Origin of the sequence: Mycobacterium sp. 852013-50091_SCH5140682 (assembly GCF_001665685.1) — a bacterium.
Lineage (GTDB): Bacteria > Actinomycetota > Actinomycetes > Mycobacteriales > Mycobacteriaceae > Mycobacterium.
In genome coordinates, this window is sequence record NZ_LZTB01000136.1 from 20,122 (window position 1) to 39,429 (window position 19,308).

Below are 19,308 nucleotides of genomic sequence, written 5' to 3' on the forward strand. Positions count from 1 at the left end.
ATCGCACCATGGACCGAGATAGCGGACGTACCAGAAGGCTGCGGGTCTCCTCGCTGGCGGCGGTGGCCAACCCGTCGTACTCGCGGATCGACACCTGGAACCTGCTCGACGATGCCTGCCGGCAGTTGCTTGCGGTGCACCGCGCGGGTCTGGACACCAAGCACGAGACGGTTCGGGTGAAACGGTTGCTGGACCGGCTCAGCGCCTACGAACGGTACTGGCTGTATCCCGGTGCGACAAAGGTCGACGAGTTTCGCGGCTACCTCGGTGATCTGGCAACCGAGCTGCTCAGTGACGAGGTGTCGCTCGCGGTGCGGTTGCTCTCGGATTACGGTGACCGCGCGGCGTTGTTCGACACGTCCTCGTCGTTGGCCGAGCAGGAGCTCGAAGCGAGGGTAAAGCGGCAGCAGTACTACACGGTCTTGCTCGCCGACGACTCGACATCGACAGGCCCGGAAGGCTTGGCCGAGAGCCTGCGTGCGCTGCGCAATCCGGATGACGATGTGCAGTTCGAACTGCTGGTCGTGCCCAGCGTCGAGGATGCGATCACCGCCGTCGCGCTCAACGGCGAAATCCAGGCAGCGATCATCCGCCACGATCTGCCGCTGCGCTCGCGGGACCGGTTGCCGGTGATGGCGCGGCTGCTCGGCGCCAACGACGTGGCGGTGGCGACCGACCGCACGCACGACTGGGTGGAGTGCGGAGAGTGGATCCGGGAGCTGCGCCCGCACATCGACCGGTATCTCGTCACCGACGAGTCGATTGCGTCGCCCGGCGAGTACGAGCCCGACATCTATCACCGCACGTTCTACCGGCTCAACGACGCCACCGACCTGTACAGCACGGTGATGGCCGGCATGCGCACCCGGTTCGCGACGCCGTTCTTCGACGCACTGCGCGAGTTCGCGCAGTCTCCGGTCGGCCAGTTCCACGCGCTTCCGGTGGCCCGGGGCGCGAGCATCTTCAACTCGAAATCACTGCAGGACATGGGCGAGTTCTACGGCCGCAACATCTTCATGGCCGAGACCTCGTCGACCTCGGGTGGCCTCGACTCGCTGCTGGACCCGCACGGCAATCTCAAGAAGGCGATGGACAAGGCCGCCAAGACCTGGAACTCCAACCACACCTACTTCGTCACCAACGGCACGTCGACCGCCAACAAGATCGTCGTGCAATCGCTGGTCCGGCCCGGCGACATCGTGCTCATCGACCGCAACTGCCACAAGTCGCACCACTACGGCCTGGTGCTGGCGGGGGCGTCCCCGCTGTATCTCGATGCCTATCCGCTGGAGTCGTTCGCGGTCTACGGTGCGGTGCCGTTGCGCACCATCAAGCAGACCCTGCTGGATCTGGAGGCGGCCGGGCAGCTGCACCGGGTGCGCATGCTGTTGTTGACCAACTGCACCTTCGACGGCGTCGTCTACAACCCGCAGCGGGTGATGGAAGAGGTGCTGGCGATCAAGCCCGACATCTGCTTCCTGTGGGACGAGGCGTGGTACGCGTTCGCCACCGCGGTGCCGTGGTCACGTGGCCGCACCGCGATGATCAGCGCCGAACGGCTGGAGACCATGCTGGAATCGTGTGAGTACGCCGAGCGGTACCGGGCCTGGTGTGCGGAGATGAAGGGCGTCGAGCGCAGCGAGTGGGTCAACCGCCAGCTGCTGCCCGATCCGAAGAAGGCCAGGGTGCGGGTGTATTCGACGCATTCGACCCACAAGTCGCTCTCGGCGCTGCGACAGGCGTCGATGATCCACATCCGGGATCAGGACTTCAACACCCAGAGCCGGGATGCGTTCGGCGAAGCGTTCTTGACGCACACTTCGACCTCGCCGAACCAACAGCTGCTGGCGTCGCTGGACCTCGCTCGGCGCCAGGTCGATCTGGAGGGCTTCCAGCTGGTCCGGTATGCCTACAACATGTCGCTGGTGTTCCGGCACCGCGTCCGGATCGACCCGTTGGTGAAGAAGTGGTTCCGGATCCTCGACGAGTCCGATCTGGTTCCCGAGCAGTACCGGCCCTCGGAGGTGCGGTCGTACCGCCAGGTCAGCCAGGGCGCGTTGGAGGGCTGGAACGAGGCGTGGCGGTCCGACGAGTTCGTGCTCGACCCCACCCGGCTCACGTTGTTCATCGGCAAGACCGGGATGACGGGCTATGACTTCCGGGAAAAGGTGCTGATGGAACGGTTCGGCATCCAGATCAACAAGACCTCGATCAACAGTGTGCTGCTGATCTTCACCATCGGTGTCACATGGTCGAGCGTGCACTATCTGCTCGATGCGCTGCGCCGGGTCGCGACGGATCTGGACCGGCAGTTCAACACGGCGAGCAAGGCCGATCGGGCCCTGCTGGCACGCCGGGTGGAGGAGATCACCGAGGATCTGCCGCCGCTGCCGGACTTCAGCGAGTTCGACATCGCGTTCCGGCCCGATGCGGTCAGCTCGTTCGGTGACATGCGCTCGGCGTTCTACGCCGGATACGAGGAATCAGACCGGGAGTACGTGCCGCTCGGCGCTGCGGGCCGGCGCATCGCGGAGGGAAAGACGTTGGTGTCCACCACATTCGTGGTGCCCTATCCGCCGGGGTTCCCGGTGTTGGTGCCGGGACAGGTGGTCTCCAAAGAGATCCTGTACTTCCTCGCCCAACTCGACGTCAAGGAGATCCACGGCTACAACCCCGATCTCGGGCTCTCGGTGTTCACCGAGGAGGCGGTCGCGCGGCTCACCGCGGCCCGGCTCGGCAGCGGCACACGTGCGGTAGACCACCTGCCCGAGTCGGCGTTCGACGTCACGTGAGTGCCCGCGTCGACAGGATTTGCGAAGACCCGACGGGGTCGTCAAATACCTGTCACCATGACTGCAATCGGGGTGACCTGTAGGACAAGTAGGAGCATCACATGGCCAAGCGCACCACCGCGTTGTTGTCCGCCGGCTTATTTGCGGCTGCAACGGCATTCGTACCCCTGATCAGCGCACCGTCGGCAGGAGCCGACGTGTGTGCGGGCGCCGACGGGCGGCACTTCGCCGCGGGCGGCTGCACCAATGTCGCCGGTGACGTCGCCGCCGGTGCCGCCATCGCGGCGGCTCACGTGCCGTATGTGCCCGGCGAGATCCCGTGCTACACAGTCGAAGGCGTGCCGTACTACACGCCGCCGGGCGACCCCTGCTGACTACGGGTTCGGCTACTTCAAGGGCTGAACCTGCAACGCGATCCAAGCGCTGACCCGGGTCTGCGGATCGTCGAGCTTTCCCGGCAGCACCGCCTCGATGGCCTCGAGCCGGTTGCGTACGGTGTTGCGGTGCAGGCCGAGTTCCTCGGCGACCTTGAGCCGGGATCCGTGGTGGCGCAGGAAGCAGCGCAGTGTCTCCAGTTGCTCGGAATCCAGGTCGCTCAACCATGATTCGGCGAATGCCGCGGCCCGCTGCGGGTCGATCAAACCCAGCGGGCCATCGCCGATGACGCGGTCCCAGTTCACCACGCGCGCGGTCGGGGTGGCCTGGGCCAGCGCCAGACCGGCGGTGCGGTAGCCGGCGGCGGCCTCGGCCAGCGGCACCGCGTGGCCGATGCCGATCAGCAGACCGGTTTGGTCCAGCCGGTCTGCGGCCTGCTGCGTCTGCTCCGGGGTCAGGACCGCGCACAGTTCGCCGGCCACCATGCCTGCCAGCATCCCGCGTCGTTCCAGCGCCGACATCGCGTCATCGGTGTCATGCTCGGGACCCGTCGCCCGGAGAATCCGAACCCGCTCCGGCAACACCGGCAGCGGCCAATCCACTTCGAGCACCAATTGCGCTGTCCTGGCATCGTTTCCGACCACCAGCTCGACGGCCCGTCCACGCAGATGCCGCCGGGTCCTCGCGCGGCTGCGGTCCTGCTCGTCGACGAGGCCGAGTACGGCCACCGCCGTGGTGACCGCGTGCCGTTGTCCGTCGGACAGTCGCATCGGGCCCATCGCGGCCAGATATGTCGATGGTCTGCCGCGCAATCCGATGGGATAGACCGACACCGACTGACCCGGGCGGGACTGGACCGCGGCCGAATGCCTGCCGTGTGCGTGGAGTCGACGGACATCTTCCTCGACCTCGTCGAGCGGGAAGTCCGCGCGCCGCGGTCCGATCGGGCCGGTCAGTACCCGTCCGTCCGGGGCCATCAGGCACACCGCGCCGTTGACGGCCTGGGCCAGGGCCGTGACGACCGCTGTGGTCGGGTCGGGTTTGGCCGCCGCGGAGATCAGCTGACGCTGGGTCGTGAGGGCTTCGCGGGCGGCGGTGGACTCCTGTTCCTCGAGTAGCTGCGCGATGTGCCGGCTGATCGCGACGAACGGGGTCTGCCGTGGCACTTCGAACAGATTCACCTCGTGTATCCGGCACGCCGTGATCAGGCCCGTCGGCGTCTTGGCGTGGGTCAGCCCGGCCGCCATCCCGATGCCGGCCACCCGGGCCTGCGCCAGCCGTTGCACATACCCGTCCCATTCGGTGCGCCAGCGCCCGGTCTCCAGGCCCGTGGTCAGCAGGATCTCGCCACCCTCCAGGAAGGGGGCCGGATCGACCAATTCGCTGGTGGCCACCCAGCGGACATCGGCATCGGGCCGCGGGATATGGATCCCGTGCAGCCCGAGCGCTTCGGATCGCAGGATGTCGCCGACGGTCAGCATATTGCCATTTTTGCACAGTTCGAAGATATGGAATTGTGCGTCTCTGACATGCCGGAGTGACTCCGGTCTCCCTAACGTGGTCGGCAATACCGCTCAGTAGTTTTTAGGAGGAGCACGTGACCACCACGGAGCTTTCGGCCATCGCTCAGGAACGCCGGCTCGTCACAGCCATTCCCGGACCCGTCTCGCAGGAGATGCACGCCCGCAAGGAGTCCGCAGTGGCCCGCGGCGTCGGAGCCACCCTGCCGGTCTACGTCGTCGCCGCAGGCGGCGGCATCCTGGTCGACGCCGACGGCAATCAGCTCATCGACTTCGGTTCCGGCATCGCCGTAACCACCGTCGGCAACAGCGCCCCGGCCGTCGTCGACGCCGTCAGTCAGCAGGTCGCGGCGTTCACTCACACCTGCTTCATGGTCACGCCCTACGAGGGCTACGTGCGGGTCGCCGAAGAGCTCAACCGGCTCACCCCGGGTGATCACGCCAAGCGCACCGTGCTGTTCAACTCCGGTGCCGAGGCTGTCGAGAACGCGGTCAAGATCGCCCGCGCCCACACCCGCCGCCAGGCCGTCGTGGTGTTCGACCACGCCTACCACGGCCGCACCAACCTGACGATGGCGATGACCGCCAAGAACCAGCCGTACAAGAACGGCTTCGGCCCGTTCGCCGGTGAGGTGTACCGCGTGCCGACGTCCTTCCCGCTGCGCGACGGCGAGATCGACGGCGCCGCCGCGGCCGCCCGGGCCATCGACCTCATCGAGAAGCAGGTCGGCGCGGAGAACGTCGCCGCCGTGGTCATCGAGCCGATCCACGGTGAGGGTGGCTTCATCGTCCCCGCTCCCGGATTCCTTGGCGCGCTGCAGAACTGGTGCACGACCGCAGGCGCGGTGTTCGTCGCCGACGAGGTGCAGACCGGATTCGCCCGCACCGGCGCGATGTTCGCCTGCGAGCACGAGGGCCTGGTGCCCGATCTCATCGTCACCGCCAAGGGCATCGCAGGCGGCCTGCCGCTGTCCGCGGTCACCGGCCGCGCCGAGATCATGGACGCCCCCCACGCGGGCGGGCTCGGCGGCACCTACGGCGGTAACCCGCTCGCGTGCGCGGCGGCCCTGGCAGTCGTCGACACCATCGAGCGTGAGCAGCTCGTCGCGCGCGCCGCGGCCATGGGCGAGACCATGATCAGCAGGCTCACCGCGATGGCCGCCGCTGATCCGCGGATCGGCGATGTGCGCGGCCGCGGTGCCATGATCGCCGTCGAGCTGGTCAAGCCTGGCACCATCGAGCCCGATGCCGACCTGACCAAGCGCATCGCGGCCGCCGCGCATGCCCAGGGTCTGGTCGTCCTGACCTGCGGCACCTACGGCAACGTGCTGCGCTTCCTGCCGCCGCTGTCGATGCCCGACCACCTGCTGAACGAAGGCCTGGACATCCTGGCCGCAGCCTTCGCGGAGATCGCATGACCATCGCGACCGAAACCGCCGCCGCACTGAGTCCGCTCGACGACGCCCGCTCCCAGCTGCGTGAGGCGACGACGATCCTCGGCTACGACGACGGCGTCTACAACGTGCTGGCCACCCCGCGCCGTGAGGTCACCGTCAGCATCCCGCTGCGCCGGGACAACGGCGACATCGAGCTGCTCATCGGACATCGCGTGCAGCACAACGTATCCCGCGGCCCGGCCAAGGGTGGTCTGCGCTACTCGCCGGACGTCACCCTCGACGAGGTGCGGGCACTGGCGATGTGGATGACGTGGAAGTGCGCCCTGCTCGACGTGCCGTACGGCGGCGCCAAGGGCGGGGTCCGCATCGACCCGCGGCAGTACAGCACTGCCGAACTCGAGCGCGTCACGCGGCGCTACACCAGCGAGATCAGCCCGCTGATCGGCCCGGCCCACGACATCCCGGCACCCGACGTGGGCACCGACGAGAACACCATGGCCTGGCTGATGGACACCTACTCGGTGCAGAAGGGCCACACCGTCCTCGGCGTCACCACCGGCAAGCCGGTGAGCCTCGGCGGATCCCTCGGCCGGGCCACCGCGACCTCCCGCGGTGTGGTGCACGTGGCGCTGGCCGCGATGCGCTCGCGTGGCATCACCGTCGACGGATCAACCGCTGCCGTACAGGGTTTCGGCAAGGTCGGCAGCCACGCCGCCCGATTCCTCTTCGACGAGGGGGTCCGGGTGGTCGCGGTGTCCGACCAGTACGGTGCCGTGGCCAACGCCACCGGACTCGACGTGCCGGCCCTCGAAGACCACGTCGCCGCGACCGGCTCGGTGGTCGGCTTCCCCGGCGCGAGTGAGATCTCCGGCGCCGACCTGCTGGAGAGTGACGTCGACCTGCTGGTACCCGCCGCCATCGAAGGCGTGATCACCGCCGCCAACGCGCACCGGATCCGGGCGCAGGTCGTGGTGGAGGGCGCCAACGGCCCCACCACGCCCGAGGCTGACCTGGTGCTCAACGATGCCGGTCGTCTTGTGGTGCCCGACATCCTGGCCAACGCCGGCGGTGTGATCGTCTCGTACTTCGAATGGGTGCAGGCCAACCAGGCGTACTGGTGGCGGGCCGACGAAGTCGAGTCACGGCTGGCCGAGCGCATGCTCACCGCGTGGGACGAGGTCTCCTCGCACGCCACCAAATTGAACCTTCCCCTGCGTACGGCGGCCACCTGCCTGGCCGTTGAACGCGTCGCCCAGGCCGCGCAGCTGCGTGGGCTCTACCCCTAGGAAGCCGACCGTGAACTACCAGAAAGCCATCGCCGAACTCGACGCCAAACACGGCATCCTGATCGACGGCCGGGCGCACGGCACCGCAACCACTTTCGAGGTGTACGACCCGGCGAACGGGTCCGTCATCGCCGATGTGTCCGACGGTACGGTGGCCGACGCCACGGCCGCAGTCGACGCCGCACACCGGGCCTTCCGGTCCTGGGCGGCCATGGCGCCGCGCAACCGCAGCGAAATCCTGCGCTGCGCATACGATCTCATGATCGCCGACGCCGACCGCCTGGTCACGCTGATTTGCGCCGAGAACGGCAAGCCGCAGGCCGATGCCCGTGCCGAGGTCATGTACGCCGCCGAGTTCTTCCGCTGGTTCAGCGAGGAAGCGGTGCGTACCGACGGCGGCTACGGAATGAGCCCCGCCGGCGCGGCCCGTACCTTGGTGACGCACAAGCCGGTTGGGGTGGCCGCATTGGTGACGCCGTGGAACTTCCCGGCTGCCATGGCAACTCGCAAGATCGCTCCCGCGCTGGCCGCGGGCTGCACGGTGGTGCTCAAGCCTGCTGCCGAAACCCCGTTGACCGCCTTGGCGATCGCGCGGATCCTGTCCGACGCAGGCGTGCCCGAGGGTGTCGTCAACGTGGTGCCCACCACCGACGCCGGGGCCGTGGTGTCGGCCTGGCTCGAGGACGAGCGGGTCCGCAAGATCTCGTTCACCGGGTCCACCGGCATCGGCCGGGTGCTGCTCAAGCAGGCTGCCGATCGAATCGTCAACGCCAGCATGGAACTCGGCGGCAATGCGCCGTTCGTGGTGACCGCTGACGCCGACATCGAGGCCGCCGTGCGGGGCGCGATGATCGCCAAGTTCCGCGGTGGCGGACAGGCCTGCACCGCGGCCAACCGGTTCTATGTGCACGCCGCGGTGGTCGACGAGTTCGTCGCCCGCTTCGGCGCCGAGGTCGCCGCGTTGCGGGTCGGCCCGGCCGCTGATCCGGCGTCACAGGTCGGACCGCTGGTCAGCCCCAAGGCTGCCGAGCGGGTGCGTGGCGCTATCGAGGCCGCGGTCGCCGACGGCGCCACGATCGCCGCACAGGCCAAGGCGCCCACCGATGGTTGGTACGTCGCGCCGACGCTGCTCACCGGGGTCGCTCCCGACGCGCGGATCCTCGCCGACGAGATCTTCGGACCCGTCGCGCCGGTGGTCGTCTGGGAGGATCAGGACGAGCTGCTTCGCTTGGTCAACGACACCGAATATGGTTTGGCCGCATACGTTTACGCGGGTCGCCTGCAGGATGCCCTGCGGCTGGCCGAGTCCATCGATGCCGGCATGGTCGGCATCAACCGGGGTATCGTCTCGGATCCCTCGGCACCGTTCGGTGGCATGAAGCAGAGCGGTCTCGGGCGCGAGGGCGCTCGCGAAGGCCTGCACGAGTTCCAGGAGACGCAGTACTTCAGCGTGGCGTTCGACTGATCCGCGGCCGCTGCAGCACGAGCTTGGTGGTGTGGGCCCGGTAGGCCTCTGGGGCGTCGTCCCAGTCGGCAGTCAACGTCGTGATCTCTTCTGCCGGGAACTCGTGCTGCACAACGAAATCGAGGAGATCCGGCAACACCGGCCGGACATGTGATACGCCGATCTGCAGCGTGGCGTCGTTGGCGTACATGTGCATGAGCGGGACCTTGGTGCCCGGGGGTAGGTAGTAGCCCACCGGACGGCAGATGCCTCCAGGTGCCAAGGCCCGTAGCGCAAGGTCGACTCCGGCTGCGCTGGAGGTGCCTTCGACGACGACGTCGTAGTCGCGGCGGGGAAGGTCGGCGGCGGTGCGCTTGCCCTTACCGACGGCGTGCACTCTGGCGCCCAACTTGTCGGCGATCGTCAGTCGTTCGGTGCGGTCGTCGACGTAATCGACCTCGCCTCCGAGGCGTACCGCCAGACCCGCGGCGTACAGCGCAATGCTCTGAGCCGCACCGCCGAGGATGAGCACCCGGCCTCCCGGCCGGATTTGCAGCGGCGGGGCGACGCATCGCCACGCGTCGGCGAGGTTGTCGCTTGCCGCGGCGACGCGCAGCGGGTCCACGCCGTCGGGCACCCGCACAAGCATGTGGTCAGCGAACGGAATGCGCAGGGTATCGGCGACCATGCCGCCCCATGGACCGCTTGCCGGACCAAACCCGAACGCGGCCAACGTCGTCGATCTCGTCGTCGAGCATTTGGCGGTGAGCCCGCGCAGACATTCGAGGCAACTGCCGCACGACACGGCCCACGGCACGATGCCCACGTCGCCCCGCTGCAGACCGCTGACCTCCGGCCCCACGTCGAGGATCTCGGCGACACACTCGTGCCCGATGCCGAATGGTCCGCGGAACGGCACCGCCCCGCAGATGCTTGCCACGATGGGGTCGACAAGGCCTACCCGCATCCCGACCTGCATGGCTCTCGACACATGCCGGTGGATCGGCATGGTGTCGCCGTCGCAGCGGCCGGCGACGAATGGTCGCACCAGCGCGTCACCTGGTTCGGACAATGCCGGTTCGGGACGCTCGCGCCAGGCGAGGCGGCCGGTCCGAATGAACTGCAACTCGCGCATCAGACTCCTATGACGATCGTTATAACACCAGGCACGCTAGACTATGACGGTCGTTATAGACAAGGAGGTCGGGGATGTCGGAAGCTGCGGGGGACGCGCGGGCCCGCCTGGTCGCGGGTACCGCCGACATGCTCAGGCGGCGGGGGCTCAATGCTGCGAGTGTGCGTGAGCTGGCCAAGCATGCCGACGCCCCGCTGGGCTCGACCTACCACTACTTTCCCGGCGGCAAGTACCAGCTTGCGGCCGAAGCGGTGCGGTGGGCCGATGAGCGCACCGCCCGGGCGCTCGCCCAGGCGATGGCTGCGGGGCCGCGCGAGGGGCTGGCGACATTTCTTGCCATGTGGCGCAAGATCCTGGTCGACAGCGAGTTCCGGGCCGGATGCCCCGTGCTTGCCGTGTGCATCGACGACGTGCCGGATGAGGACAGCGCGCCGCGCGAAGCGGCGGTCTTCGCGTTCAGCAACTGGGTGTCCATCCTCACCTCAGCCCTGCGGGAAAACGGCTGGGAGCGTGAAGATGCGACGGGGACGGCAACGTTGATCGTCGCCGCGGTCGAGGGAGCGGTCGCGATGTGCCGTGCGGAGCGCAGCACCGACCCGCTGGACCGGGTGGGGGAGCGACTGCTTCGGGTGCTGACCCGCGATTAGCGGTTCTCCAGGTACGCGACGATCGCGTTGGACAGGCCGCGCCGTGCCTCGTCGAGGTCGATGTAGGTGCCCAGTTGCCGTTCTGAGGTGATGCCGCGCATGGCGCCCGGGATGAACAGTGCCACCTCCCGCACCCGGGCCGGGTCGACGTCGAGGTCGGCAAATGCCTTCTGGCAGTCCTCGATCCACGTCCGCTGCCACGACGCGAGCTCGGCGGCGGTCTCGGGGTAGAGGCGTTCCAACTCGGTCCTGTCCCGAGGTAGTGCGGCGCGTAGGTTCTCGATCGCGCGGGAGTCGGTGGCGGTCAACCCGTCGTACATGACGTCGAGAATGCCTGCGACGCGTTGCCGCAACGTTCCGTGCGGGACGGCGTGCGACGGCATCTTCCCCCGGCGTTCTGCGGTGTACCGCAACACCGCCGCCCACAGGCCGTCGATGTCGCCGAACTGGTACTTGACCGTGCCCCACGTGGCGCCCGCATCCTTGGCGATGCGGTTGCCCGACACCGAGCCGGGGGCGCCCGAGGCCAGCGCGTGGACTGCGGCGTCCAGCATGCTCTCTCGGCCGGCCTGGCCACGCCGGTTGGTGCGCCGCTCGGTCATCCCCGGGATGTTACGCGAGTATTGACTTTTGATAGAACCCTCTGTGATTCTTGGTCTATGGCAAAACCGCCGTTGTCGATGAAACCGACAGGCTGGTTCCAGGTGGCGTGGTCGGACGAGATCGGTGCGGGCGAGGTGCACCCGATGAAGTACTTCGATCGCGAAATGGTCGCTTGGCGAACGCAATCCGGACAGTTGACGGTGATGGACGCCTATTGTGAACACCTCGGCGCGCACCTGGGCTACGGCGGGCATGTCGAGGGCGAGGCCATCCAATGCCCGTTCCACGGCTGGCAGTGGAACCACGAAGGCCGCAACGTCTGTATCCCGTACCAGGACCGCCCCAACCGCGGCCGCCGCATACGCACCTACCCGGTGGCCGAACGCAATGCATCGGTCTACATCTGGCATGACGTCGAAGGGCGCGAGCCGTACTTCGAGGTGCCCGACATCTTCGCCGACTTCGTCGAGCCGGACCCCAAGACCTCAGCCGACTACTACCCGCAGCAGCGGTTGTTCCGTCGGGGTCTGGAACTTCATCCCCAGTATGTGCTCGAAAACGGCGTCGACTTCGCGCATTTCAAGTTTGTGCACCAGACGCCGATCGTGCCTGTGTTCACCCGCCACGACTTCGCTGAACCCTGGTCCCATGTCGATTTCACCATCACCTTCGAAGGCGACGACGCGCAGAAGATCGAGGATGTCAACAGCGGCGTCGAGGCCATCAACGGCGGGCTGGGCATCGCGGTGACCAAGAGCTGGGGCATGATCGACAACCGCACGATCTCAGCGGTCACCCCGGTCGACGACCGCACCTGCGACGTGCGCTTCATGGTCTACATCGGCCGGACTCCCGGCCGCGACGACGAGAAGACCGCCGCGCGGGCTCAGCTGTTCGGCGACGAAGTGATCCGGCAGTTCACCCAGGACATCCACATCTGGTCGCACCAACGGTATTCGGACCCGCCGGCCTTGGCCTCTGCCGAGTACGAGGGCTTCACGGCGATCCGGAAGTGGGCCGCGCAGTTCTATCCCCCCGAGTGATTTGTGGAGTTTTACCCGTCACCAGCACGGCTGCAACTCCACAAATCGCCGGAAAAATAGAGAGAGGACTCCCATGACAGTCCGCGTCTTCCAGGTGGCCACCGGCAACGTGGGCACCGAGATGATCAAGCGCATCGCCGCCCACCCCGATCTGACGCTGGTCGGATTACATTGCTACACAAAGGAAAAGATCGGCCGGGACGCCGGTGAGATCGCCGGGCTTGCCCCGAACGGCGTGATCGCCACCGGATCGGTCGACGAAATCATCGCCGCCAGACCGGATGTGGTCACGTTCCACGGCGTCTTCCCCGATGAGGACCTCTACGTCAAAGTTCTCGAGGCGGGCATCAACATCGTCACCACGGCCGACTGGATCACCGGCTGGCATCGCGATACCAACCATCCGCATCCCTCTGGCAGGAAGGTTTCGGAGCTCCTGGCGCAAGCCTGTGCCAAAGGTGGTGCGACGTTCTACGGCACCGGCATGAACCCCGGCCTGAATCAAATCCTCGGTGTGGTGTGCTCTGCCGACGTCGCCGAGATCACCAACGTCACCACCATCGAATCCGTCGACGTCTCATGCCACCACTCGGCGGACACCTGGAAAGAGGTCGGATACGGTCTGTCCGTTGATGATCCACGACTGCCCGGCATGCTGGAGAAATACACCCGGGTGTTCGCCGACAGTGTGCTGTTGATGGCCGACTGCTTCGACGTGCAACTGGACGAAGTCACGTTCAGCTACGAGCTCGGCGCCTGCACCAAGGATGTCGACCTCGGCTGGTACCAGCTGCCCAAGGGCGCACTCGGCGGCAGCTACATCAAATACCAGGGGCTGGTCGACGGTGAGCCGAAGATCGAAACGCACCTCGAATGGCAGATGACCCCGCACACCGATCCCAGCTGGGACATCAAGGGCTGCTACATCACTCAGATCATGGGTGACCCGTGCGTCTACAACAAGCACATGATCTTCCCGAAACCGGGCGTGGATCTGTCCGATCCGAGCAGCTTCGCATCGATCGGGATGACGGTCACCGGGCTGCCCGCGCTCAATGCCATCGCATCGGTCGTCGCCGCGCCGCCCGGCTTGCTCACGAGCGCGGATCTACCACTGCGGGGTTTCGCCGGCCGGTTCAAATAGGGAGGGGATGACCGGCTGCCACATCTGACCGTTGTTGAACGGTGTGGTGTGCAACGTCGCGCTCAACACGCACACGGCCGCGGACAGCAGGAACGCCAGCATGACGAGAGCCATGACGATGACGACGAGTCCTTTGAGGCACTCCCGCTTGGCCCGCTCGAACTTGGCCAGAAATTCGTCATGCTTGAACTCGCTTGCCCAGACGGCGAACTCGACGTCGGTCAACTCCGCTTCGGAGGCGGGGGCGCCGGTGGCGATCTCGCGAAGACGGGCTGCGGCGATCCCGACACCGACGTCCGCGAACCGGCGGCTCATCTGCCGTGCCTGTCGGCGACTCAGGCAGTGATCACGCATGTGCACCGGATGAGGCCAGTATCCCCATTCGCCGCCGTGCGCATTCGCCGACGCCATAGTTTGCCCAGTTTACGTCTGAGGTGGTGCCTTCGACAGGTCGTTCATCGGATGTGTCGGTGGACGTCTTCACGGACAGCGCCGCCCTCCTGGGCGATCCACGGTCCGTCGATCGACGGGTCGACGATCCCGTGCTCGAGCCAGGTGTAGCGGCCGGCGAGCACGTCTTTCACCAGCGATCGGTCCGAGTCGTCGGTGTTGTCCCACAATCGCTCGAACAGCTGGTCGGCCCGGACCCGTGCCTGGCGGCTGAACGCGTCGGCCAGATCGCCGGCGCCGTCGTTCGTCTCGTCGCTCTGCGCCCGGACACAGGCCGCGGTGATCGCGAACAGTTCGGCGCCGATGTCGACGATGCGGCCCAGGAACCGTTGCCGGTGCTCGAGCCCGCCCTGCCACCGCGACATCGCGTAGAAGGTGCTGCGCGCAAGTCTGCGACTGGCGCGTTCGACGTAACGCAGATGTTCGGCCAGCGGTCCGAACTCGGAGTACGACGTGCGCAGTTGACCTTTACCGGTCACCAGCGTGGGCAGCCAGCGCGCGTAGAACTTGCCTGCCTGCGCGGCAGCCTTCGCTTTCTGGCGTAGGTCGGCATCGGGGTCGATGATGTCGCCGGCCACGGAAAGGTGGGCGTCCACCGCCTCGCGGGCGAGCATCAGATGCATGATTTCCGTGGAGCCTTCGAAGATCCGGTTGATCCGCATGTCGCGCAGGATCTGCTCGGCGGGCACGCCACGCTCACCGCGGGCGGCCAGCGACTCGGCGGTTTCGAAACCGCGTCCACCCCGGATCTGCACCAGCTCATCGGCGATCAACCAGGCCATCTCCGAGCCGTAGAGTTTGGCCAGCGCGGCCTCGATCCGGATGTCGGTGCGGCCTGCGTCGGCCAATTCGCCTGCCAGCTCGACCATGGCTTCGACCCCGTAGGCGGTGGCCGCGATGAATGCCAGCTTGCCGGCCACCGCGTCGTGCTCACCGACCGGACGACCCCACTGCACACGTTCCTTCGACCATTCGCGGGCGATCTTCAAGCACCACTTCGCGGTTCCCGTGCACACCGCAGGCAGCGACAGGCGTCCCACATTGAGCGTGGACAACGCGATGCGCAACCCTTCGCCTTCGCGGCCGATGCGGTTGGCGGCGGGCACCCGGACATCGGTCAGCCGGGTCAGGCCGTTCTCGATGCCGCGCAAACCCATGAACCGGTTGCGGTTGGCCACGACGATGCCTGGGGTGTCGGCTTCGACGACGAACGCGGTGATGCCGCCGCGATGTCCTTCACTCGGGGGCACCTGGGCCATCACGACGAGCAGATCGGCGATGACACCGTTGGTGGTCCACAGTTTGACGCCGTTGAGCACATAGTCGTCGCCGTCTGGAGTCGCCGTCGCGTGCAGCCGCGCCGGATCGCTGCCGACGTCGGGTTCGGTCAGCAGGAACGCGCTGATCTCGCGGGTGCACCGGGGCAGCCAGGTGCGCTTCTGCTCCTCGGTTCCGAACATCGCGACGGGTTGCGGTACGCCAATCGACTGGTGCGCCGAAAGCAGCGCGCCCAGCGAGGGGTGCACGGAGCCGAGCAGGGCGAGCGCCTTGTTGTAGTACACTTGGGACAGGCCCAGCCCGTCGTACTCGGTGCCGATCTTCATGCCGAACGCGCCGAGTTCCTTCAGACCCCGGATCACCGCGTCCGGGATCTGCGCCTCCCTTTCGATCACCGCGGCGTCGATGTGGCTCTCGCAGAACTCCCGGAGCCGGGCCAGGAATGCCTCGCCGCGCTGCATCTTCTCGGCTGAACCCCGCGGATGCGGGTGGACCAGATCCAACCGCAACCTGCCGAGGAACAGTTCTTTGCCAAAACTGGGCTGGTGCCACTGCGCTTCGCGGGCCTGCTCGGCAACCTGCCTGGCCTGTCGTTCGTTGACTTCCTCGCTGACGGTCATCGCGGACCTCCATCAGTTCACGCCCGACTGGACAGCGACGCCGTCCGGAGTGCGGGATACCCGCAATCCGCGCGGTTCACGCGCAGCGTTCTCGCTGGGGGCTTACCGAAAATGCAACGGGTTGAAGGGCGTGATGACCAGGTGATGGAGGCTCCACTGCCGAATACGAACGCCTCAAAAGCGAAACCGACGGCGTGCATGCAGATGATCTCTGCAGCACGCCGTCGGTTTCGCGGTGGCGAGGAGCCGGGTCTTCACCCGGCGGGGCTCAGTGGGCGAGCAGGTGGCGATGGGCGGCGCGGCGCCGCCGACCTAGCAGGCTTGTCAGCCATCGAACGTCGATCAGCATGGTGGTAGCCCTTTCTCTCAGGCGCTCTTGGTAAGCAGGGGCAGCAGCCGGCGGCGAGCCAAGTTGCCTTCGGCGAAGTGGTGCAGGGCTTCGGCCACCGACGCGGTGACCGGCACGCCGATGTCGTCGAGCTCGGCGATGACCGCGTCGCTCGCGACCACTGCCCAGTCCACACCGAGAGCGCCGCAGCGTTCGTCAACGTCGTAGAACAACGAAATCGACTGCGAGGCAAAGCCGGTCACGCCGCTCATGTCGACGACGAGTGGCTTCTCGGGAAGTGTGGACCGGCGTACGTATGCAGTGATGGTGTCGACGTTGAAAGTGTTGACGTCACCCTTGATCGTCACCACCGTGGCCAGCTGTCGGCACTGTGATCGGATCGAGGCACCGTCGCAGACGAGCGCCTGGTTCACGTACCGGAGATTGCCGTCCGAAGCCGGGGTGTTGGTCGTGATAGTCATGATCAGCCTCCCTTCGGTGGTTCTGTGCTTGCTGGGTTGTGCGTCGTCGCTTCAACCTGTCCACAACGCTAAGCGGGCAATCTAAGGCTGCTGGGTGCTGCCGTTAATACTTTGCTAAGAACCTGAATTCGTACTGGTCAGTAGCGGAATCGGGCCGAGCGGGGCCGCCGTGGCCTTGACGGGGTCGCATTCGATCCTCTAACGTGACCGCCATCACGAATTGAAACGTTTCAATTCGCCAGCCCTGCGGAAGAGGCGGTCCATGAAGATCGGAGCACGCTCCACAACCGGGTGGCGGGCCACCATCGCAGTCGCCATGTCGAACTACATCGAGGCGGGGTCGATCATTGCGATCGCCACGAGTCTGGGGTTCTGGCAGGCCGCCTTCGGCATCGGCAACTTCGCCGTCGGATTGCTGGCAGCGTTGAGCGCCAACGCTTTTGGCGCAGCGATCGGCGCGATCCTGGGTGGTCCGCTGTGTGATCGCTTCGGGCGCAAGGCGATTTACACATACGATCTGCTGGTCTACATGGCCGGCGTGCTGCTTGCGGCGTTCGCGGTGAATTACGCCATGCTGCTTGCCGCATTCGTCATCACCGGTATCGCGGTCGGTGCGGGTGTTCCTGCGTCGTGGACCTACATCGCCGAGCAAGCGCCGTCGACCGCGCGCGCCAAGCATGTCGGCACCGCGCAGCTGGCATGGTCGATCGGCCCGCTCATCGGGTTCGCGTTGGCCGCCGCCCTGGCTCCGCTCGGTCTGATCGGTTCTCGTCTGGTGTTCGGCCACCTCTTCGTCGTCGCAGCCGTGGTCTGGTGGGTGCGGCAGGGCCTGGCCGAATCGCAGATCTGGGCCGACGAGGGCCGCCACGAGTCGACATCGCTGGCATCGGCGGTCGGCTCGCGGGGTCTGCGTGGACTGTTCTCCCGCCGGGTCAACATCACCGCCCTGTTGTTCCTCGGCGGCATCTACCTGTTCTGGAACACCGTCGCCGGGCAGGCCGGCATCTTCATGCCGCGCGTGTACGACACGGCCGGCCTGCACAGCCCGGTAGCCCAGAACCTGCTGCAGGTCCTGGTGTGGGGCTGCACGGTGCTCGCGACCTACTTCGGCTTCATGCGCTACGCCGACCGGATGAGTCAGCGCCTGCTCTACGTGATCGGTGCCGCGCTCGGGATCATCGCCTGGATTGTGCTGGTGACGTTCACCGACGACGGCGTACCGACCATGCTGGTTTTCGCGGTGCTGTGGGGAATCTCCAGCGGCATCGGCGCGCAGGCCTTCTACAGCCTGTGGGCCAGCGAGCTGTTCGCCACGCCGTACCGGGCCAGCGCCCAGGGCGTGATGTTCTTCGTCGTCCGCACCGCGACCGGGCTGCTGAGCTACTTCTTCCCGACGCTGCTCGCGGCCACCGGCCTCACCGCCGTCGGCATCCTGCTCGTCGTCCTGCTCACCGTGGCCCTGCTGATCGGTGCCATCGGCGCGCCGCGCACCCGCGGCAAGACGCTGCAGCAGATCGAGGTCGAGCGTTACGGTGCGCCCGTCGTCACCACCATGGAAAGGACTGCAGCATGAGCACCATCGTCCTGCCCGCCCAACTGGACAGCCTGGCGATCGAACTTCCGTCGTGGGCGTTCGGCAACTCCGGCACCCGCTTCAAGGTCTTCGGCACGCCCGGTACCCCGCGCACGGTCCGGGAGAAGATCGCCGATGCGGCCACGGTGCACCGGCTGACCGGGCTGGCGCCGAGCGTGGCCCTGCACATTCCGTGGGACACCGTCGACGACTACGCGGCGCTGGGCAGCTACGCCGCCGAGCACGGCGTGCGGCTGGGCACCATCAACTCCAACACCTTCCAGGACGACGACTACAAGTTCGGCAGTCTCACGCACACCGACAAGACCGTGCGGCAGAAGGCCATCGACCATCACCTGGCCTGCATCGAGATCATGAACGCCACCGGATCGCGCGATCTCAAGATCTGGCTCGCCGACGGCACCAACTATCCCGGCCAGGGTGACATCCGAGGCAGGCAGGACCGGCTCGCCGAGTCGCTGGCCTCCATCTACCAGCACATCGGCCCGGACCAGCGAATGGTGCTGGAGTACAAGTTCTTCGAACCGGCGATGTACATGACCGACGTGCCGGACTGGGGCAGCGCCTACGCCCAAGTCAGTGCGCTGGGGGAGCGGGCGGTGGTGTGCCTGGACACCGGGCACCACGCGCCGGGCACCAACATCGAGTTCATCGTCGCCCAACTGCTGAGGCTGGGAAAGCTCGGGTCGTTCGACTTCAACTCCCGCTTCTACGCCGACGACGATCTCATTGTGGGGGCCGCCGACCCCTTCCAGTTGTTCCGCATCATGTACGAGGTGGTGCGCGGCGGTGGGCTGGATGGTCCGGGCGAGCGAAGCGACGGGGAAAAGCACGGGTCCGGTGTCGCGCTGATGCTCGACCAGTGCCACAACGTCGAGGCGAAGATTCCCGGCCAGATCCGGTCGGTGCTCAATGTCCAGGAGATGACGGCCCGCGTGCTGCTGATCGACGCTGACGCGCTGGCGGTCGCACAGAGCAGCGGAGACGTGCTGGGCGCCAACGGGATCTTCATGGACGCGTTCTATACCGACGTGCGGCCCGCACTGGCACAGTGGCGCGCCGACCGAGGGCTTCCGACCGATCCGATGGCGGCGTTCGCGGCATCGGGATATCAGGACACCATCAACGCCGAGCGGATCGGCGGTACGCAATCATCATGGGGAGCATGAC

Annotated in this window: 16 protein-coding genes; 10 read left to right on the plus strand and 6 right to left on the minus strand. The window is 66.7% G+C overall.

Annotated elements, in window-relative coordinates; genetic code table 11:
- The first annotated feature begins 8 nt into the window (after positions 1–8).
- Positions 9–2,792 carry an aminotransferase class I/II-fold pyridoxal phosphate-dependent enzyme gene (locus A5784_RS35840; RefSeq protein ID WP_064949606.1) on the plus strand — a complete coding sequence of 928 codons (2,784 nt, stop codon included), beginning with the start codon at positions 9–11 and terminating at the stop codon, positions 2,790–2,792.
- 101 nt (positions 2,793–2,893) lie between these two features.
- Entirely contained in the window at positions 2,894–3,166 is a 273-nt protein-coding gene (locus A5784_RS35845; RefSeq protein WP_064949607.1) for a hypothetical protein, read from the plus strand.
- 12 nt (positions 3,167–3,178) lie between these two features.
- On the opposite strand, the gene A5784_RS35850 is transcribed toward A5784_RS35845, so the two are convergent.
- On the minus strand, positions 3,179–4,648 hold the full coding sequence (locus tag A5784_RS35850; RefSeq protein ID WP_064949608.1) for a PucR family transcriptional regulator: 1,470 nt from the start codon (positions 4,646–4,648) through the stop codon (positions 3,179–3,181).
- Positions 4,649–4,764: 116 nt separating this feature from the next.
- Between A5784_RS35850 and gabT the strand changes: the two genes are divergently transcribed.
- The 3 genes from gabT to A5784_RS35865 are packed head-to-tail and all read left to right on the plus strand — an operon-like array spanning position 4,765 to position 8,835.
- Positions 4,765–6,105 (plus strand): 4-aminobutyrate--2-oxoglutarate transaminase, encoded by a 1,341-nt coding sequence (gene gabT, locus A5784_RS35855; protein ID WP_064949609.1) that lies wholly within the window; start codon positions 4,765–4,767, stop codon positions 6,103–6,105.
- Entirely contained in the window at positions 6,102–7,370 is a 1,269-nt protein-coding gene (locus A5784_RS35860) for a Glu/Leu/Phe/Val family dehydrogenase (RefSeq protein WP_064949610.1), read from the plus strand. Before gabT ends, A5784_RS35860 begins: the two co-directional genes overlap by 4 nt.
- 10 nt (positions 7,371–7,380) lie before the next feature.
- Complete coding sequence (locus A5784_RS35865) at positions 7,381–8,835, plus strand: NAD-dependent succinate-semialdehyde dehydrogenase (protein ID WP_064949611.1); 1,455 nt, start codon at positions 7,381–7,383, stop codon at positions 8,833–8,835.
- Here the strand turns inward: A5784_RS35865 and A5784_RS35870 are convergent.
- Positions 8,816–9,949: a zinc-dependent alcohol dehydrogenase gene (locus A5784_RS35870; RefSeq protein WP_064949612.1), complete on the minus strand. Its 1,134-nt coding sequence runs from the start codon at positions 9,947–9,949 to the stop codon at positions 8,816–8,818. The genes A5784_RS35865 and A5784_RS35870 overlap by 20 nt on opposite strands.
- 74 nt (positions 9,950–10,023) lie before the next feature.
- Here A5784_RS35870 and A5784_RS35875 point away from each other — a divergent pair, with 74 nt between their 5' ends.
- Positions 10,024–10,596 (plus strand): TetR/AcrR family transcriptional regulator, encoded by a 573-nt coding sequence (locus A5784_RS35875; protein ID WP_064949613.1) that lies wholly within the window; start codon positions 10,024–10,026, stop codon positions 10,594–10,596.
- Here A5784_RS35875 and A5784_RS35880 read toward each other — a convergent pair.
- Positions 10,593–11,198 (minus strand): TetR/AcrR family transcriptional regulator, encoded by a 606-nt coding sequence (locus A5784_RS35880; protein WP_064949614.1) that lies wholly within the window; start codon positions 11,196–11,198, stop codon positions 10,593–10,595. The genes A5784_RS35875 and A5784_RS35880 overlap by 4 nt on opposite strands.
- A gap of 57 nt (positions 11,199–11,255) precedes the next feature.
- On the opposite strand from A5784_RS35880, the gene A5784_RS35885 reads away from it, so the two are divergent.
- The gene (locus A5784_RS35885) at positions 11,256–12,242 is read left to right on the plus strand and encodes a Rieske 2Fe-2S domain-containing protein (RefSeq protein WP_064949615.1); all 987 of its coding nucleotides are present in this window, start codon (positions 11,256–11,258) and stop codon (positions 12,240–12,242) included.
- A 73-nt stretch (positions 12,243–12,315) separates the two neighbouring features.
- Complete coding sequence (locus tag A5784_RS35890; RefSeq protein WP_064949616.1) at positions 12,316–13,386, plus strand: NAD(P)H-dependent amine dehydrogenase family protein; 1,071 nt, start codon at positions 12,316–12,318, stop codon at positions 13,384–13,386.
- Here the strand turns inward: A5784_RS35890 and A5784_RS35895 are convergent.
- The 3 genes from A5784_RS35895 to A5784_RS35905 form a co-directional block, all read right to left on the minus strand.
- Positions 13,351–13,797: a hypothetical protein gene (locus A5784_RS35895; protein ID WP_232006385.1), complete on the minus strand. Its 447-nt coding sequence runs from the start codon at positions 13,795–13,797 to the stop codon at positions 13,351–13,353. The genes A5784_RS35890 and A5784_RS35895 overlap by 36 nt on opposite strands.
- 44 nt (positions 13,798–13,841) lie before the next feature.
- Positions 13,842–15,734 (minus strand): acyl-CoA dehydrogenase family protein, encoded by a 1,893-nt coding sequence (locus A5784_RS35900; RefSeq protein ID WP_064949617.1) that lies wholly within the window; start codon positions 15,732–15,734, stop codon positions 13,842–13,844.
- 366 nt (positions 15,735–16,100) lie between these two features.
- A complete protein-coding gene (locus tag A5784_RS35905) occupies positions 16,101–16,544 on the minus strand; it encodes an STAS domain-containing protein (RefSeq protein ID WP_064949618.1) in 444 nt (147 codons plus the stop codon).
- Positions 16,545–16,806: 262 nt separating this feature from the next.
- On the opposite strand from A5784_RS35905, the gene A5784_RS35910 reads away from it, so the two are divergent.
- Positions 16,807–18,117, plus strand: coding sequence for an MFS transporter (locus A5784_RS35910; RefSeq protein WP_064949619.1), 1,311 nt, complete (start codon positions 16,807–16,809; stop codon positions 18,115–18,117).
- Positions 18,114–19,307: an L-rhamnose isomerase gene (gene rhaI, locus A5784_RS35915; protein WP_064949620.1), complete on the plus strand. Its 1,194-nt coding sequence runs from the start codon at positions 18,114–18,116 to the stop codon at positions 19,305–19,307. The genes A5784_RS35910 and rhaI overlap by 4 nt, the downstream gene beginning before the upstream one ends.
- Position 19,308: the final 1 nt, after the last annotated feature.

Excerpts from the sequence above, each read along its gene's own strand:
- A5784_RS35910 (WP_064949619.1), top strand. The coding sequence starts at position 16,807 with ATGAAGATCGGAGCACGCTCCACAACCGGGTGGCGGGCCACCATCGCA.
- A5784_RS35845 (WP_064949607.1), top strand. The coding sequence starts at position 2,894 with ATGGCCAAGCGCACCACCGCGTTGTTGTCCGCCGGCTTATTTGCGGCT.
- A5784_RS35905 (WP_064949618.1), bottom strand. The coding sequence starts at position 16,544 with ATGACTATCACGACCAACACCCCGGCTTCGGACGGCAATCTCCGGTAC.
- A5784_RS35900 (WP_064949617.1), bottom strand. The coding sequence starts at position 15,734 with ATGACCGTCAGCGAGGAAGTCAACGAACGACAGGCCAGGCAGGTTGCC.
- A5784_RS35860 (WP_064949610.1), top strand. The coding sequence starts at position 6,102 with ATGACCATCGCGACCGAAACCGCCGCCGCACTGAGTCCGCTCGACGAC.
- A5784_RS35850 (WP_064949608.1), bottom strand. The coding sequence starts at position 4,648 with ATGCTGACCGTCGGCGACATCCTGCGATCCGAAGCGCTCGGGCTGCAC.
- A5784_RS35890 (WP_064949616.1), top strand. The coding sequence starts at position 12,316 with ATGACAGTCCGCGTCTTCCAGGTGGCCACCGGCAACGTGGGCACCGAG.
- A5784_RS35870 (WP_064949612.1), bottom strand. The coding sequence starts at position 9,949 with ATGCGCGAGTTGCAGTTCATTCGGACCGGCCGCCTCGCCTGGCGCGAG.
- A5784_RS35875 (WP_064949613.1), top strand. The coding sequence starts at position 10,024 with ATGTCGGAAGCTGCGGGGGACGCGCGGGCCCGCCTGGTCGCGGGTACC.
- A5784_RS35840 (WP_064949606.1), top strand. The coding sequence starts at position 9 with ATGGACCGAGATAGCGGACGTACCAGAAGGCTGCGGGTCTCCTCGCTG.
- rhaI (WP_064949620.1), top strand. The coding sequence starts at position 18,114 with ATGAGCACCATCGTCCTGCCCGCCCAACTGGACAGCCTGGCGATCGAA.
- A5784_RS35880 (WP_064949614.1), bottom strand. The coding sequence starts at position 11,198 with ATGACCGAGCGGCGCACCAACCGGCGTGGCCAGGCCGGCCGAGAGAGC.
- A5784_RS35895 (WP_232006385.1), bottom strand. The coding sequence starts at position 13,797 with ATGGCGTCGGCGAATGCGCACGGCGGCGAATGGGGATACTGGCCTCAT.
- A5784_RS35885 (WP_064949615.1), top strand. The coding sequence starts at position 11,256 with ATGGCAAAACCGCCGTTGTCGATGAAACCGACAGGCTGGTTCCAGGTG.